This window comes from Burkholderia sp. IMCC1007, assembly GCF_027257875.1.
In the GTDB taxonomy this organism is placed as follows: Bacteria; Pseudomonadota; Gammaproteobacteria; order Burkholderiales; family Burkholderiaceae; genus Burkholderia.
Genome location: NZ_JAPVQY010000010.1, coordinates 1 through 14,304, shown reverse-complemented (window position 1 = coordinate 14,304; position 14,304 = coordinate 1). Strand labels below are relative to the sequence as shown.

Annotated in this window: 13 protein-coding genes and 2 pseudogenes; 8 read left to right on the top strand and 7 right to left on the bottom strand. The window is 63.2% G+C overall.

Annotation, left to right across the window (positions count from 1 at the left end; genetic code table 11):
- Positions 1-2: 2 nt before the first annotated feature.
- Positions 3-1,487 carry a hypothetical protein gene (locus tag O1Q03_RS12125; RefSeq protein WP_269503702.1) on the bottom strand — a complete coding sequence of 495 codons (1,485 nt, stop codon included), beginning with the start codon at positions 1,485-1,487 and terminating at the stop codon, positions 3-5.
- Between the two features lie 505 nt (positions 1,488-1,992).
- Between O1Q03_RS12125 and O1Q03_RS12120 the strand changes: the two are divergent.
- Positions 1,993-2,331: pseudogene (locus O1Q03_RS12120) on the top strand (glycine-rich domain-containing protein); the annotation flags it as partial.
- Between the two features lie 164 nt (positions 2,332-2,495).
- Here the strand turns inward: O1Q03_RS12120 and O1Q03_RS12115 are convergent.
- The 3 genes from O1Q03_RS12115 to O1Q03_RS12105 form a co-directional block, all read right to left on the bottom strand.
- The gene (locus O1Q03_RS12115; RefSeq protein WP_269503700.1) at positions 2,496-2,795 is read right to left on the bottom strand and encodes a flagellar protein FliT; all 300 of its coding nucleotides are present in this window, start codon (positions 2,793-2,795) and stop codon (positions 2,496-2,498) included.
- Positions 2,796-2,817: 22 nt separating this feature from the next.
- Positions 2,818-4,320, bottom strand: coding sequence for a flagellar filament capping protein FliD (gene fliD, locus O1Q03_RS12110; RefSeq protein ID WP_269503698.1), 1,503 nt, complete (start codon positions 4,318-4,320; stop codon positions 2,818-2,820).
- 169 nt (positions 4,321-4,489) lie between these two features.
- Positions 4,490-6,076, bottom strand: coding sequence for a flagellin N-terminal helical domain-containing protein (locus O1Q03_RS12105; RefSeq protein WP_269503696.1), 1,587 nt, complete (start codon positions 6,074-6,076; stop codon positions 4,490-4,492).
- Between the two features lie 521 nt (positions 6,077-6,597).
- On the opposite strand from O1Q03_RS12105, the gene rpsU reads away from it, so the two are divergent.
- Together rpsU and O1Q03_RS40165 are read left to right on the top strand one after the other, a co-directional pair.
- Entirely contained in the window at positions 6,598-6,810 is a 213-nt protein-coding gene (rpsU, locus tag O1Q03_RS12100) for a 30S ribosomal protein S21 (RefSeq protein ID WP_006401410.1), read from the top strand.
- Positions 6,811-7,135: 325 nt separating this feature from the next.
- Positions 7,136-7,262 (top strand): annotated as a pseudogene (locus O1Q03_RS40165) (PepSY domain-containing protein); the annotation flags it as partial.
- A gap of 126 nt (positions 7,263-7,388) precedes the next feature.
- Here O1Q03_RS40165 and O1Q03_RS12095 read toward each other — a convergent pair.
- Positions 7,389-7,991 (bottom strand): DNA-3-methyladenine glycosylase I, encoded by a 603-nt coding sequence (locus tag O1Q03_RS12095; RefSeq protein ID WP_269503694.1) that lies wholly within the window; start codon positions 7,989-7,991, stop codon positions 7,389-7,391.
- 142 nt (positions 7,992-8,133) lie between these two features.
- On the opposite strand from O1Q03_RS12095, the gene O1Q03_RS12090 reads away from it, so the two are divergent.
- Together O1Q03_RS12090 and O1Q03_RS12085 are read left to right on the top strand one after the other, a co-directional pair.
- Positions 8,134-9,015: a BadF/BadG/BcrA/BcrD ATPase family protein gene (locus O1Q03_RS12090; RefSeq protein WP_269503692.1), complete on the top strand. Its 882-nt coding sequence runs from the start codon at positions 8,134-8,136 to the stop codon at positions 9,013-9,015.
- Between the two features lie 192 nt (positions 9,016-9,207).
- Positions 9,208-10,041: a Cof-type HAD-IIB family hydrolase gene (locus O1Q03_RS12085; RefSeq protein WP_269503691.1), complete on the top strand. Its 834-nt coding sequence runs from the start codon at positions 9,208-9,210 to the stop codon at positions 10,039-10,041.
- Between the two features lie 105 nt (positions 10,042-10,146).
- Here O1Q03_RS12085 and aqpZ read toward each other — a convergent pair whose 3' ends face one another.
- Positions 10,147-10,890: an aquaporin Z gene (gene aqpZ / locus O1Q03_RS12080; RefSeq protein WP_269503690.1), complete on the bottom strand. Its 744-nt coding sequence runs from the start codon at positions 10,888-10,890 to the stop codon at positions 10,147-10,149.
- Between the two features lie 300 nt (positions 10,891-11,190).
- On the opposite strand from aqpZ, the gene O1Q03_RS12075 reads away from it, so the two are divergent.
- Positions 11,191-11,487, top strand: coding sequence for an H-NS histone family protein (locus tag O1Q03_RS12075; RefSeq protein WP_269503892.1), 297 nt, complete (start codon positions 11,191-11,193; stop codon positions 11,485-11,487).
- 101 nt (positions 11,488-11,588) lie between these two features.
- Here O1Q03_RS12075 and O1Q03_RS12070 read toward each other — a convergent pair whose 3' ends face one another.
- Positions 11,589-12,653: a glycosyltransferase family 4 protein gene (locus tag O1Q03_RS12070; RefSeq protein ID WP_269503689.1), complete on the bottom strand. Its 1,065-nt coding sequence runs from the start codon at positions 12,651-12,653 to the stop codon at positions 11,589-11,591.
- Positions 12,654-13,316: 663 nt separating this feature from the next.
- Between O1Q03_RS12070 and flhD the strand changes: the two genes are divergently transcribed.
- Together flhD and flhC are read left to right on the top strand one after the other, a co-directional pair.
- Positions 13,317-13,637, top strand: coding sequence for a flagellar transcriptional regulator FlhD (gene flhD / locus O1Q03_RS12065; RefSeq protein ID WP_269503688.1), 321 nt, complete (start codon positions 13,317-13,319; stop codon positions 13,635-13,637).
- A 93-nt stretch (positions 13,638-13,730) separates the two neighbouring features.
- A complete protein-coding gene (gene flhC, locus O1Q03_RS12060) occupies positions 13,731-14,285 on the top strand; it encodes a flagellar transcriptional regulator FlhC (protein WP_269503687.1) in 555 nt (184 codons plus the stop codon).
- Positions 14,286-14,304: the final 19 nt, after the last annotated feature.

The window sequence follows — 14,304 nt, the reverse complement described above, 5'->3', positions numbered from 1 at the left end:
GTTTATTGTTGCGATGTCATTTTCTGGGATCGTTCAAGCTCGGCAGCATAGATGCGTTTCCACAAGAGGTCCATGCCGCCACGAATATTGTTCCAAGTCGAACGGAGGTGGTCCGGGCTGAGGTCGGTGACCTTGCTGTGAGCTGCGTTGCAAAGTTCCTCATACTCGTCACGGAATTGACGGAAATTCGACGTGATGTCGATCTTGTCGCCTGGATCGGTGGCGTGCTTGTGGCTCAAGAGATGCGTTGCAGCTGCGTCGAGATTCGCCGCGCGATTGCTCTTCTGCTGGTTTAAGACCGTCGTCACATAAATTTCCGCGGTGATCTCCTGCAGGCTGCGCAACAGAAGGGCGCACGCGAACGGCGCATCCTGTACCGACACCCCCTGCTTGAGCTCGGTCAAGATCTGGCGACATTTCTGATTGGTCACGGTCGTCAGTTCGGTCTTGCTTATCAGGAACTTCGAGGCCCGCTTTTTGCGAACAATCGGGAGAGCGCTGATCGTCGTGGTTGGCGTGGTGGCAGTAGGGGGCGGGGCCGACGGCGCTGCGCCGGGTTTCGGTTGCCAGGTCGTAGTCGACGAAGTGGTTGCGCCGGTGCTTGGCGGAGACTTGATCGGCGGCGATGTGGCTGCGCCCGGTTGCGATGTCGGCGCGGCAGGCGGAAAGTGTCCGTTTACAAAGGTTTCTATTTCCGCGAAGTAAGCGGACATGGTCTTTGCTTCGGCGAACTCACCTCGCGAATGAACTCGGCCGATGGCGACGTCGTTTGCGACTTTGCCCAAAGCCTTCATTGCACGGGACGCGTCATCGCCGGGGGAGAACGAGTTTTTCCCAATACTGCAGCCATAGCGGCGCTGGAATTCCTCGGTGCTTACGACGCGATCGAAGCTCGTGATATTGAAATCGCTGCGATCCAGTTCGTTCAATACATCAAGTCCGAGCTCACCTGCGTCGCGAAGAGCACTCAGGCATTGCCAGATGCCGGTGTGATCGAAGCGTGCAATCTGAAGTGCCGACCACGCGCTTCTACCGGCGCCAGCATTCTCGCCGGTGTGACGCAATCGGATGAACCTGTTGGCTTGCTCACGCGTATCGAACACAACCACATCTATGTTGCTGGGCCAGTTGTTCGCGTGGTCGACCTGGAGCCGCTTAAATCGATTTCGTAGCGACTGATTCAGTCCAATGTCCTCGCGCTCGATTAGCCCCGGTTGCGACAACAGGCGAAGTGCAGCAAGGCGGCGATTACCGTCTAGTACGATGAATCGGTTCTTCTCTTGAGACGGAAGGACGAACAGACGGTCGCCAGGATCCAGCATGCTAACGTCGCAAATGTCTCGAGCCAATTCGTAGACCTTTTCCCCGTCGCGCTCAACCGCGAGGAGGCTCCGCAGAGCGTCGGTCTGATTCCCTTCTGGCGTGGTCCGTGGATTGTGGGTGTCCAGATCGAGCTGTGTAACGCTCACTGTTTCTTTTTTTGCCATTGCGCGCTTCCCCGTTCATGTTCTCGTCGACTCTCGCGACGTGGCCCGTCGTGTGTGTCGTATTGTAATGGGAAGCTGGGTGGGTGCCAGTGCAGCTAAATTGCAGCTTGGACGGGCTGGATTGGCCTCAGATGACCTTGTGCAGCCTTGTTTTTGCAGTTTGCGAGTTGCGTAAGGCTTTGATTTATAAGGGTTGCGAGAGGGCCGGCAAAACTCCGAAGGCAGGGGTTGCTGGTTCGATCCCAGCCGGGCGCGCCAAATTGCCTGATTCCAGGCGTCGTATTACCCGAATCGTTCCCCGAAGTGCCCGCAGTGCGGCGTTGTGCAATCGGTCGAGTCCGCGTGACTTCCCGGTGCTGCGCGATCACGCCGACGCAATCGCGTATCGTCGCCAGCAGGCCGTTCCCTGCGTCGTTTCCCTGCCGCGCCGGTATGCGAGAATCCCCCGCAACGACAACTCCAGACGTCGATCGCGGCGGCCGTCCGCGCATCGCGCCGACTTCCGATGGCAGCCATTCCGTTCTCGCCGGGCGCAGGCGACGCCTGCGTGCTGACCGACGCGCAGCGTGCCCTGCTTGCGCGCCTGCAGGCCTATTCCCCCGATGACCCGCATGCCGCGCTGCCGTACAGCCGGCGCCTTGCCGACGCGGAAGGCTGGACGCATGCGCACGCGCTCGCCGTGATCGACGAATACAAGCGTTTCGCGTTCCTTGCTCAGGCGGCCGGGCATCCCGTCACGCCGTCGGTCGCGGTGGATGCCGCGTGGCATTTCCATTTGCAATACACGCTCGAATACTGGGACGTGTTCTGTGCCGACGTGTTGCACGCGCGGCTGCATCACATGTTCGTCGAGTAATTGAACGCGATTCCCGTTGCGCCGTGCCGTCGGCGCGTATGGGATCGATGGACAAAAAAATACCCGCGCGAACGCGGGCATGAGTCGAACGAGCACGCCCTCACTTCGGCGTGTAGTGCTTGTTGTTCGTGGATACGGCTTCGCGGGCGCCGTTACAAGCGCGCCATGTCGTGATATTCGCTGACGGCCTGCACGCGTCCCATGGCCGCTTGATATTCGTCGGCGAGTTCGCGCTGCGCGAGATGCGCTTCGGCAAAAATGCGCTCGTTGCTGGCCTGAATGCGCCTAACGGCGGCGAGCCCTTCCGGCGGCTGGTTCGCCGTCAGCGTCGTGAGCAGCGGCGAGCGGACTTCCGCGAGACGCGCGGCTTCCGCCCAGTCGGCCATCGACGCTGCGTGTTCGATGTCGTCGGTGAGTGCGTTCAGCCGCTCGATCAGTTCGTGCTGTTCCATTTTTCCGCCTCGTCCGCGCCGTTTACTTGTTGTTCGACAAGGCGCCGGCGCTGTTCGTGCCGCCGAACAACTGCGTCAGGTATTGCGAATTGTTGTTCATCGTCGCCATCAGCGTGTTCAGCGCGGTGAATTGCGCCTGGTACTGCTTCGTCAGCTGGGTCGTGTAGTCCGCGAGGCTCGACTGCTGTTGCGCGATGCTCTTCAGGTCGGCGTTGAGCGCGGACGTCCGCACGTCGATCAGGCCGCCCGTCTGCGTGAACTTGGTGATCGCCTTCGACATTTGCGCGCCGACGCCGTTCGTCGAGTTGAACAGTGCGGCGACGCCTGCTGCGTTGCTCTGCAGCGCGGTATTGAGCTTGGTGCTGTCGGTCTGCAGCGTGCCGTCGGCCTGCAGCGTGACGCCGATCGACGACAGCGTCAGCGTCGAGTTGCCGCTCTTCACACCCGTCGTGACGAGCGATGCGAGCGTGTTCTTGATCGTGTTCAGCGTCGAGTCGCCGAGCAGCGGGCCTTGCGTGGTCGCGCCGGACGTGAACTGGGTGAGCGTGCCCATCGTCGTGACGAGGGTGTTGTACAGGCTCACGAAATTGTTGATCGCCGTGGCTTGCGATTTCGTGTCGGGCGCGATCGTCAGGGTCTGTGCTTGCGCGTCGCCGACCGCGGCGGACGTCAGGTTCAGCGTCACGCCGGCGATCGCGGTGTTGACCGTGTTGGTCGAGCTCGTTGCGCTGATGCCGTTGACGGAGAACGCGGCATCCTGTCCGGGCGTGCTCTGCGTCCATGCGGCCTTGGTGTTGGCGGACGTGTAGGTCGACGGACCGCCATTCTGGCCGGGGGCGGACGTGACGCCGAGATTCGACAATCCAGCGTCGCCGCTCAGGTTGCTGACTGCGACGCTGATCGTATTGGCTGCGCCGGTGGATGCGGAGCTCAGCACGAGGTGGGCGCCGTCGGTGCCGGTGACGACCGTCGCGGTGATGCCCGGGTTGCCCGACGCGCCGTTGATCGCGGCCGCGATGCCGGCCACCGTGTTGTTCGAGCTGTCGACTTTGACGGAGAACGACTGGCTGCCGAGCGACAGGGCCAGCGTGCCGCTGCCGAGGCCCTTGGTCGGGTCGGTGAAGCCGACCGACGACAATGCCTGCGCGGATGCGATACGGCTCACGTTCACGTTGTAGCTACCGGCGACCGCGCCCTGGCCGGCTGTCGCGGTGAGGCCGTTGCCGCTCGCCGTCGCGGTGAAGGTGCTCTGCAGCGAGCCGTTGGTGAGTGTCGTCAGGCCGGTCTGCAGTGCGCTCAACGCGGCCGACAGCGTGCCGTACGCGGAAATCTGGGTGTTGTCGGAGGTTTGCTTTGCGGTCAGCGAGGCTGTCTGGCCGGCCGTTTTCGCGTTCACGAGCGCCGTCACGAGGGAGTTGACGTCCATCGTCGAGTTGCCGGTCGAGCCGCTGATGATCGACTGCGCGGCTTGCTGAAGCGCGCTGTCCGCGCTGGCGCTGGACGTGCTGGTGTTGACGGTGGACATATGACGGCTCCGTGCCCCGGATGAGCGATGCGTATGTGGTTATCGAACGCGTAGTGCGTGAAGGCCTGCGGTGTTGCGATTCGGTTGATTTCGGCGTGTAAGGCCAAAGCGCCCGGGGCGCCGCGCGGTGTTTTGCGCGAGGCCCCGGGCGTGACAGCGAGAAGCGATATTACTGCAGGAGCTTCAGAACCTGCTGCGGCAGCGAGTTCGCTTGCGCGAGCACCGAAATGCCGGCCTGTTGCAGCACCTGTGCCTTGCTCAGGTTCGCGGTTTCCTGCGCGAAGTTCGCGTCCTGGATTTGCGACTGGGCTTGCGACAGGTTGGTCGACTGCGTTTGCTGCGTCGCGCTGATTGCGGTGAAACGGTTTTGTGCGGCGCCGAGGTTAGCTTGCAGGTTGTTCACGGAAGCCAGCGCGTTATCGATCGATTCCATCGCTTGGTTGGCGCCAATGGTCGAGCTGATGTCGATATTGGAGACCGCCACCGGTACGTTATCCTGATTGACCGTATTCAGTGCATTGGCGTTCGATGCGATTGCTGTCGGGACCGTGAAGCCGGTGCCGTCATCCAGAGCGCTACCCGTTTTGACCGAGAGCGTTGCACCGGGATTGCCTGCGGTAGGATCGGCACCAGCGTTGAACAGTGCGCTCGTGGCGGTAGCTGACAGTGCGTTGGTGGTCGGGTCGGTTCCGTTAATGCCGAACGTGTACCCGCCGTTGCCATCCCCGTAAATCTGAATCGACGTAATTGCTGCGGGTGCCGTGCCCGTGTTTGCCGTGCCGTCTGCGTTCAGGTTCAGGCCAGTAATGCTACCGAGAGCAACGCCCGGGTTTGCGAAGTTGCCGCTCGTCGGCGCAGCGGGATAAGTCGACGTTGCGCTATTAGCACCCGAGATAGCGTTAACTTGTTGCGCGGTTGCCGCAGCTGCTTGAGTCTGGAAGCCCGTAGTGGTTCCCGACAGGGCGCCACTTGCGTTGAAAGAAAGTTGCAGGGGCGTTGTGACACCGGCTGCATTTTGGAACTGATTCCCAGCGGCGCCACCGGTGCTCGTGAAAAGTTGGCCTGCCGCCGCGGTGTTGATCGAGCTGCCGTTTTGATCGGTGAATTGGAATCCACCCTTGCCGTCAGAGATTACGTTAACGGCAGTGATCGCCGGAGTCGAGCCAGCAGGAGCTTGCACACCGCCACTTGTCAGGCTCAGGCCGGTGAAGCTTCCCAGCGTGACCCCAGCTTGGACAGTACCACTGCCGAGATTCGCGGCCGACAGGCTCTGCGTCAGATTCAGGCCGATCGTCTGGCCGACGTTCGCGCCGACCTGGAAGCTGATGTTGCCAGCCGAACCGTCGAGCAGATTCTTGCCGTTGTAGTTCGTTTGCGAAGCAATACGGTTCACTTCAGCGATCTGCTGCGTCACTTCGGTCTGCAGCGCTTGCTGGTCGCTTTGCGACAGCGAGCCGCTCGAAGATTGCACGGCCAGCTGGCGGATACGCTGCAGGCTCGACGTGATCTGCGACAGGCCGCTCGATGCGGTCTGGATCATCGACACGCCGTCGTTCGCGTTCGACACGCCCTGATTCAGGCCGTTGATCTGCGTTTGCATGCGGGTCGAGATCGCCAGACCTGCTGCATCGTCAGCCGCGCTGTTGATGCGCTTGCCCGACGACAGGCGGGTGATTGCCTGCGACAGGGCGTTTTGCGAGCCGTTGAGGTTCTGCTGAGCAACCAGCGAGTTGATGTTGCTATTGATTCCGAGCATGAAAAATTCTCCTGTTTAAGCCGAAAGCCCTGGAAAGCCGTTTTGGCATCGGCGGAAGCACTCGTTCATTGCTGGCCGCCTCAGAGCAGGATTTCGGCGGCCCAAAACAAAACTTGAGGGCATCGTTGTCATTCGGCCCGATTTTTTGTCCTTCTTTGTCATTTCGAGCGGACCGACACGGAGCCACGGACGAAAAACAGGGGCGGAATGGCTCGGCCGCGATGTTGTGCGGATGCGCACGCGGAATCGACAAAAGGATGGTTTTGTCTGTGATTCCCTGATATGATGGCGGGCTGAATTGAGATTTTCTGTCACGCCGATGCCCTTGCGGCATTCCTGCTGGCAGTCAAACGCGGCGCTGCACGCGGCTTGTGAAGCGTACTCGCGGTGCTTTCCGCCTCTCTTTTCCGGCCTCCGAGGCCGTATTTCCGCTCGTTTCGCCTGTTGTGGGAACGCCCGGATGGCCGGTGCGTGGCGCTTGGCCGCTACGTTTTTGACCGTTTAAGCAATTTAGGAACGACATGACGACGATTCTTCTGAAAGAAAACGAGCCGTTCGAAGTGGCGATTCGCCGCTTTCGCCGTGCTATCGAAAAAAATGGCCTGATCGCTGAACTGCGCGAACGCCAGTCCTACGAAAAGCCGACCGCAGTCCGCAAGCGCAAGAAGGCAGCAGCCGTCAAGCGCCTGCACAAGCGCCTGCGCAGCCAGATGCTGCCGAAGAAGCTCCACTAAGAGCGTCTGACGGTTTGCCGCGAAACGGCGGAGTGTGCTTCGAAAGAAGCCGCTCCGCCGTTTTGCTTTTGGGCGCCGAAAACGACCGCGGGCTGTGACAAGAGGGGCAGCCGAAGATGGTGTCCGACGCAGGCCCCATTATTGTCAAAGCTGCCGGAAGAATCATTCGCATGGAATTGGAACGCCGCGCATCGCAGCAAACCAGCCGAATGTGAAACTGTTTGGCCGCCCGAACACGGGCTTCCAATCGCGCGCCGTTACGGTGGAACGGCTACCGTGCGAGCGGATCGCCGAGTCCGCGCGCTCGGGCGCACGCGAAGCCGGGATCGCCGGCGTTGCTGGCCGTGTCGCGATGAGTGCTCGGCATCGTCATCGCGATGCTCAGCGTTGCGGGTATCTGCATGTGGGTGACGAAGCGCAGCGCGCGGGTGCGGGCGACGCGCAGCGTGCGTGTGGGCAGCCGAACGGACGTCGGCACGCGTGACACGCCCGGCGACAAATCAGGTTGCGACGGGGCGCGGCGATTGCCGATGCCCGGCGAGCCACAGACCCGGCCGGCCGATAACGCCTCGCCGCCTTCAGCCCGCGTTGCGGCGCCGTGCCGGCTGCTGGCCGCCGAGTGCTGCGCATTGCGCGTGGCACGGGCAGCCGACCTCGTGGTCGTTGACCATCCCGGTTGCCTGCATCAGCGCATAGCAGATCGTCGAGCCGACGAACTTGCAGCCGTACGCCTTCAGCGCCTTGCTCAGCGCATCGGACTCGGCGGTCGACGCGGGGGCGTCGCGATACGACTGCCACGCGTTCTGGATCGGCGTATGGTCGACGAACGACCACAGGAAGTGCGCGAGCGACCCGTGCTCGTCGCGAATGCGCTGCACGGCCCGCGCATTGGTCACCGCGGACTCGACCTTCGCGCGGTTGCGCACGATGCCGGGATTCTCTAGCAGTTTCTCGATGCGCTTCGGCGTGAAGCGCGCGACCGCGTCGACGTCGAATTCCGCGAATGCTTCGCGATAGCCGGCCCGCTTGTTCAGGATCGTCGACCATGACAGCCCCGCCTGCGCGCCCTCCAGGATCAGCATTTCGAACAGGTGGCGGTCGTCATGCGACGGCACGCCCCACTCGGTATCGTGATAGTGAGCATCCGCTTCCGTCTTCACCCAATTGCACCGCTGCGACATCGTCAGCCTCGTTCCAGTGTCGATTCGATCGCGCCAGCATAGCGGAAGGCCCATGCACGGGATAGCTGGCCGAACGGCAGATGGGCGCGCGGTGCCGATCCGGTTAAGCTTGGCGCCTGTTTCGAATCAGCGGGGTCACGGCATGGCGGCATTACTTTTTGCGATCGGGGTCGACGGCGGCGGCACGGGCACCCGTGTGGTACTGGCCGATCGCCACGGAAACGAGCTCGCGCAGGGGCGCGGCGGTCCGTCGGGCCTTGGCCTCGGCATCGAGCGCGCGTGGGCATCGATCGGCATGGCCTGCGCCGATGCGTTCGGGCGCGCAGGGTTCGCGTTCGAGTGGTCGCAGTGCGCGCTCGGCTGCGGGCTCGCGGGCGTCAACAATGCCGCGTGGCTCGCGGCGTTCCGCGCGCAGGCGCCGCTCGGCACGCTCGCAGTCGAGAGCGACGCCTATACGACCGTCGTCGGCGCGCACGGCGGCGCGCCGGGGCTCGTCGTCGCGCTCGGTACGGGCAGCATCGCGGCGTCGCTCGATGCGGCGGGCATCTGCCGCATCTCGGGCGGGTTCGGGTTTCCGTCCGGCGACGAAGCGAGCGGCGCATGGCTCGGCATGCGCGCGCTCGCCTACGCGCAGCAGGCGCTCGACGGCCGTGTGCCGCGCGACGCGTTCGCCGATGCACTGCTCGAGCAGACGGGCGCGCGCGACCGCGACGCACTCGTCGAGTGGTCGTGCGATGCGAGCCAGACGATCTACGCGAGCCTCGCGCCGATCGTGCTCGCGCACCGCACACATGCTTATGCTGCCGCGCTGATCGCACAGGCCGGCGACGAGATCGGCAAGATGATCGATGCGCTCGATCCGCATCAGGCATTGCCGGTAGCGCTGTGCGGCGGCCTGGCCGATGCGCTCGCGCCGGCGGTACCGGCGCGCTATGCCGCCCGGCTGCGCGCACCGATCAACGATTCCGCACACGGTGCGTTGTGGCTTGCGCTGCGGACGTTGAAGGAAGCCGAAGCGGGCTGAGCAGAAAACGGCAGACTGGCCCGCGAAGGGCGAAGGGCGAAGGGCGAAGGGCGAAGGGCGAAGGGCGAAGGGCGAAGGGCGAAGGGCGAACGGCGGCCCACGCCCCCATTCCGCCACCACCCGACGCGCCTCCGGGCACGACGTTAAAATGACGGTTCCGCAGAATCCTGCGCGCCTTTTACCCCGCCCGATATGTACAAAGTCATCGCCACCGATCTCGACGGCACCCTGCTGAACAGCGACCACCAGCTCGATCCGTACACGATCGAGACCGTCCGCCGGCTCGACCGCGACGGCCTGCAGTTCGTGATCGCGACGGGGCGTCACTACGCGGACGTCGCAGGCATCCGCGACGTGCTGGGCATTCGGCCGTACCTGATCACGTCGAACGGCGCGCGCGTGCATGCGCCGGACGACACGGCGATCCATGCGCAGGACATCGATCCGGCGATCGTGCGCGGGCTCGTGCAGCCGGGCGTGGTCGGCGCGCACGGGCGCGTGATCGTCAACCTGTTCACCGACCGCGGCTGGCTGATCGATCGCGACGCGCCGCACCTGCTCGAATTCCATCAGGATTCGGGTTTCCGCTACGACGTGATCGACATGGCCGCGCACGACGGCGCCGACATCGCGAAGGTGCTGTACATCGGCGAGCCGGCCGACCTGGCGGCGGTCGCCGAGCAGATGCGCGTGCAGTTCGGCGATGCGCTGTACGTCACGTACTCGCTGCCCGACTGCCTCGAAGTGATGACGGCGAACGTGTCGAAGGGCCGCGCGCTGCGCGCGGTTCTCGGTCGGCTCGGCGTCGACGCCGGCCACTGCATCGCGTTCGGCGACAATATGAACGACATCGATCTGCTCGAAACCGCCGGTCACGCGTTCATGATGAACAACGCAAATCCCGATCTGATCGCGCAGCTGCCGCACATCCCGCGCATCGGCAACAACTTCGATGCGGGCGTCGCGCGTCACCTGCGCACGCTGTTCGCGCTCGAGGACACCGTCGACGGCGTCGCCGCGTCCTGAGCGGAAATGAAAAACGGGCGCACATGGCGCCCGTCGAAATAGCCTGCCTCGATATTGTTGGACAGCGTGAGGCTCGCTGCTCTGCTCGCGTCACCCCGTAGTGTTTTATTCGCTTGTGCGAGCGGATGCGGGCAGCAGGTCGACGGCATCGTCGCGCCCGGCGACCAGCGGGTAAATGATCCCGGCGAGTACCGCACCGATCAGCGGCGCGGCCCAGAACAGCCAGAGCTGGCCGATCGCATCGCCGCCGACGAACAGTGCCGGGCCGGTCGAGCGGGCGGGGTTCACCGACGTGTTGGTGACCGGAATCGAGATCAGGTGGATCAGCGTCAGGCACAGCCCGATCGCGATCGGCGCGAAGCCGGCCGGCACGCCGCGCTTGTCGGTCGCACCGAGAATCACGAACAGGAAGAAGCCCGTCATCACGACTTCGCAGATGAACGCCGCGCCGAGCGAGTAGTGGCCGGGCGAGCGGTCGCCGAAGCCGTTCGTCGCAAAGCCGCTGCCGACGACGTCGAAGCCCGGCTTGCCGGATGCAATCAGATACAGCACGAACGCGCCGATCGTGGCGCCGACGACTTGCGCGACGATGTACGGTGCGAGATCGCGCGCCGGAAAGCGGCCGGCGACGGTCAGGCCGACGCTGACGGCCGGATTCAGATGGCAACCCGAAATATGGCCGATCGCGAATGCCATCGTCAGCACCGTCAGGCCGAACGCAAGGGCGACACCGGCAAAGCCGATACCGACGCCCGGAAAGGCGGCAGCCAGCACGGCGCTTCCGCACCCGCCGAGCACCAGCCAGAACGTGCCGAATACCTCTGCAGCCAGACGCTGAGAAAGATTCATGTAAGGACCTCGTTCGAGCGGATGGATCACAACCGGACGACTCGCCGAATAATCCCGTCGCCTGGAATTGGTCTGGATTATAGAAAATGAATCGGCTCGTTGAGGGTCAACGATTGTTAAATTTGAATGGCAGACGAATGGCGCTTATTAGAATAAGTCCGCATTCTCGATATGGCCGGATTGGTTAAAGATGGCGGCATTAATGTCGAAGTGCAGCGCGTCAGTGCAGGTGGCGTAACAGGTGTCGATGTTCCGGCCAGACTCGCCGGAACCGCATCATGGAAAAAGGGGAGTCCAAAAATGTCTCAATACGCGAAACTCAAGGCGCAGATCGCCGATCTGCAGGCACAGGCGGAAGACGTGCGGCGTCAGGAAGTGGCGGCGGTGATTGCCGAGGTCCAGCGAATGATTGCCGAATATGGCCTCACGGCCGAGGACCTGGGATTCGCGGAGCGCGCGCGGCGCGGTCGCCCGCCGAAAAAGGCACCGCTGCCGCCGAAATACCAGGATCCGAAGTCGGGCGCCACGTGGAGTGGCCGCGGCAAGCCGCCGAATTGGATCGTCGGGAAAAACCGCGATCGCTTCCTGATCCAATGACCGGTAAAAAAGAAAGAGCCGCATCGACGATGCGGCTCTTTGCTTTTACACGCCGAATTTCGGCGCGAATTTTACAGAATATTTCCGGCTGAATTTCGGCGTCAGGCGCTCGCGACCTGGCGCAAGGTCGGCCGTTTTGCCGCCGTGCAAAGCGATTCGTAAGTTTCGACATAGCGTCGCGCCATCGCTTTAGCGCTGAAACGCGTGTCGAAGCGTGCACGAATCGCGTCGCGCGACAGGCTGTCGATCCGGTGCAGCGCACCGACCGCGCCCTGCACGTCCTCGACGATGAAGCCGGTCACGCCGTCTTCGATCACCTCGGGCACCGAGCCGCGGTTGAACGCAACGACCGGCGTGCCGCACGCCATCGCTTCGATCATCACCAGGCCGAACGGCTCCGGCCAGTCGATCGGGAACAGCAGCGCCTTCGCGCCCGACAGGAATGCCGGCTTCTGCGCCTCGTTGATTTCCCCGATGAATTCGACGTGCGCTTCGCCGAGCAGCGGTTCGATCACTTCCTTGAAGTAGTCGGCGTCGGCCTTGTCGACCTTCGCGGCGATCTTCAGCGGCAGCCCGCTTTGCGCGGCGATCCGGATCGCGGTGTCGACGCGCTTTTCGGGACAGATTCGGCCGAGGAACGCCAGATATTCGGGCTTCACCTCGGGGCGCGGCGTCAGCAGCGTCTCGGGCAGCCCGTGATACACGGTGCCGGCCCATGCGGCCTGCGGCAGCGGCTTGCGCTGCGAATTCGAGATCGAGACGACGGGCGATCGCGGGAACGCGTCGAACACCGGCTGCAGTTCCGGCAGGTCGAGGCGGCCGTGCAGCGTGGTCACATACGGCGTATCGAGACGCGACATCAGCGAGAACGGCAGGTAGTCGAGGTGGAAGTGCAGCACGTCGAATTCGTGCGCGACGCGGGCGACCTGCTCGATGAGCCGCATATGGGGCGCCATCGAATCGCGAATCGACGGATCGAGGCGCAGCGCGCGCGGCCACGCCGCCTCGAGGCGGGCGGACGTGACGGAGTCGCCGCTGGCAAACAGCGTCACATCGTGGCCGAGCTCGACGAGCGCCTCGGTAAGGTAGGACACGACACGCTCGGTGCCGCCATAGAGCTTCGGCGGGACAGCTTCGTAAAGCGGCGCGATCTGGGCAATACGCATGGGGCGTTCTCCAGTGTCGACCAGCGTGGGCGCTCGAGTGCGTGTGCTGGTCCGGTGCAACGGTTGCGGAACTCGCCGACGCCGCGTTCTGCGGTACGTGGCCCGTCCGTGGCGCGGTGCGCGGGGCGTCGGGCGGCAAGCTGCGGGGCGGGCCGGCGCGGCTCACGCCGCCGCCCATTGGAGTCCATTATCGATATCGCCTTGCGGGGTTCGAGTGTTTTTTCAAACACTTAAGGCTTGTTACACGCTGAAATACGCGAAAACCCTGATGGAAAGGCCCATAAAACATGAAGCGGGGCGGATAGAGCTATTGTTGCGCTATTGTGAAAAAGCACTATAATTTTTACCGATTCACCGTCCGGAAGCCTGCCGGACAGTCTTTCGCCGAATTCGCCCCGATGCCGAAGCCGAATCGGTCGGATCCGCGCCCCGCATGCCCCGCCGCCTGTTTCCTTTCAATTCGCCTTGTCGGAAAAATTCCTACACGGTTTACAGACAAATCTTGCATGGCATACGCCACTTTGCTGATACCGGCATAAATGCCGTTTGGCCAAAATTCGGCCTGTAAGACTATAAACGTGCCGACCGAGCGCCGAGTGCGACTGATCGAGCAAACGTTTTCATAACACGAAAGGCCAAGGCAAAGCTTTTAACGGGGGAATCATGAGCGCTACCAGCGAAATGCTCAGTGAGATCAAAGAGGTCAACCTGTCGTACCTCCTCCTCGCGCAGCGTCTGCTGCGGGAAGACAAAGCGATGGGCATGTTCCGCATGGGAATCTCGCAGGAACTGGCCGACGTGCTCGCGAACCTCACGCTCGCCCAGACCGTGAAACTCGCCGCGTCGAACCAGTTGCTGTGCCGTTTCCGCTTCGACGATCACGCGTTGCTGTCCTCGCTCGCCGACAAAGGGCGCAGCGACGTCGTCGCACACGCGCACTCGGCCATCCTGATGGCCGGCCAGCCGGTCGAAAGCATCCGCTGATCCTTCCCCGCCTCGCGTTCGTCCCGGCGCAGCGCGCCGGCGGCGTCGTATTGGCCATTCATCCGAACAACGTCAAGCGGACGGTTATTCACCATGGCAAGCAAAAGCGTCGTGATCGAGGTGAAGGAAATCACCCTCGCCATCGAGCTGATCGAACTGGGCGCCCGGCTGCAGCTGCTCGAGGCGGAGACGAGCCTGTCGCGCGACCGCCTGATCAAGCTGTACAAGGAGCTGAAGGGCGTGTCGCCGCCCAAGGGGATGCTGCCGTTCTCGACCGACTGGTTCATGACGTGGCAGCCGAACATCCACTCGTCGCTGTTCTACAACATCTACCGGTTCATGCAGGACCACGGCCGCTGCGAGCCGATCCAGTCGATCGTGAAGGCATACCGGCTGTATCTGGAGCACGTGAACCTGTCCGGCGACGAGGCGGCGCTGAGCCTCACGCGCGCGTGGACGCTCGTGCGCTTCTTCGACTCGGGGATGCTGCAGACGACCCCGTGCACGCGCTGCGGCGGTCACTTCGTCGCGCATGCGCATGATCCGCATCAAGGTTTCGTCTGCGGCCTGTGCCAGCCGCCGTCGCGCGCGGGCAAGACCCGCAAGGCCGCCGCCGCGCGCGCGGAGCTGGCCGCCGCGACCGCCTGAGCGCCGCCGGGCGCGGGGC

What these genes read in the sequence shown, in the direction of transcription:
- O1Q03_RS12125 (WP_269503702.1), bottom strand. Translation starts at nt 1,487, where the DNA reads ATGGCAAAAAAAGAAACAGTGAGCGTTACACAGCTCGATCTGGACACC.
- O1Q03_RS12115 (WP_269503700.1), bottom strand. Translation starts at nt 2,795, where the DNA reads ATGGAACAGCACGAACTGATCGAGCGGCTGAACGCACTCACCGACGAC.
- fliD (WP_269503698.1), bottom strand. Translation starts at nt 4,320, where the DNA reads ATGTCCACCGTCAACACCAGCACGTCCAGCGCCAGCGCGGACAGCGCG.
- O1Q03_RS12105 (WP_269503696.1), bottom strand. Translation starts at nt 6,076, where the DNA reads ATGCTCGGAATCAATAGCAACATCAACTCGCTGGTTGCTCAGCAGAAC.
- rpsU (WP_006401410.1), top strand. Translation starts at nt 6,598, where the DNA reads ATGACGACGATTCTTCTGAAAGAAAACGAGCCGTTCGAAGTGGCGATT.
- O1Q03_RS12095 (WP_269503694.1), bottom strand. Translation starts at nt 7,991, where the DNA reads ATGTCGCAGCGGTGCAATTGGGTGAAGACGGAAGCGGATGCTCACTAT.
- O1Q03_RS12090 (WP_269503692.1), top strand. Translation starts at nt 8,134, where the DNA reads ATGGCGGCATTACTTTTTGCGATCGGGGTCGACGGCGGCGGCACGGGC.
- O1Q03_RS12085 (WP_269503691.1), top strand. Translation starts at nt 9,208, where the DNA reads ATGTACAAAGTCATCGCCACCGATCTCGACGGCACCCTGCTGAACAGC.
- aqpZ (WP_269503690.1), bottom strand. Translation starts at nt 10,890, where the DNA reads ATGAATCTTTCTCAGCGTCTGGCTGCAGAGGTATTCGGCACGTTCTGG.
- O1Q03_RS12075 (WP_269503892.1), top strand. Translation starts at nt 11,191, where the DNA reads ATGTCTCAATACGCGAAACTCAAGGCGCAGATCGCCGATCTGCAGGCA.
- O1Q03_RS12070 (WP_269503689.1), bottom strand. Translation starts at nt 12,653, where the DNA reads ATGCGTATTGCCCAGATCGCGCCGCTTTACGAAGCTGTCCCGCCGAAG.
- flhD (WP_269503688.1), top strand. Translation starts at nt 13,317, where the DNA reads ATGAGCGCTACCAGCGAAATGCTCAGTGAGATCAAAGAGGTCAACCTG.
- flhC (WP_269503687.1), top strand. Translation starts at nt 13,731, where the DNA reads ATGGCAAGCAAAAGCGTCGTGATCGAGGTGAAGGAAATCACCCTCGCC.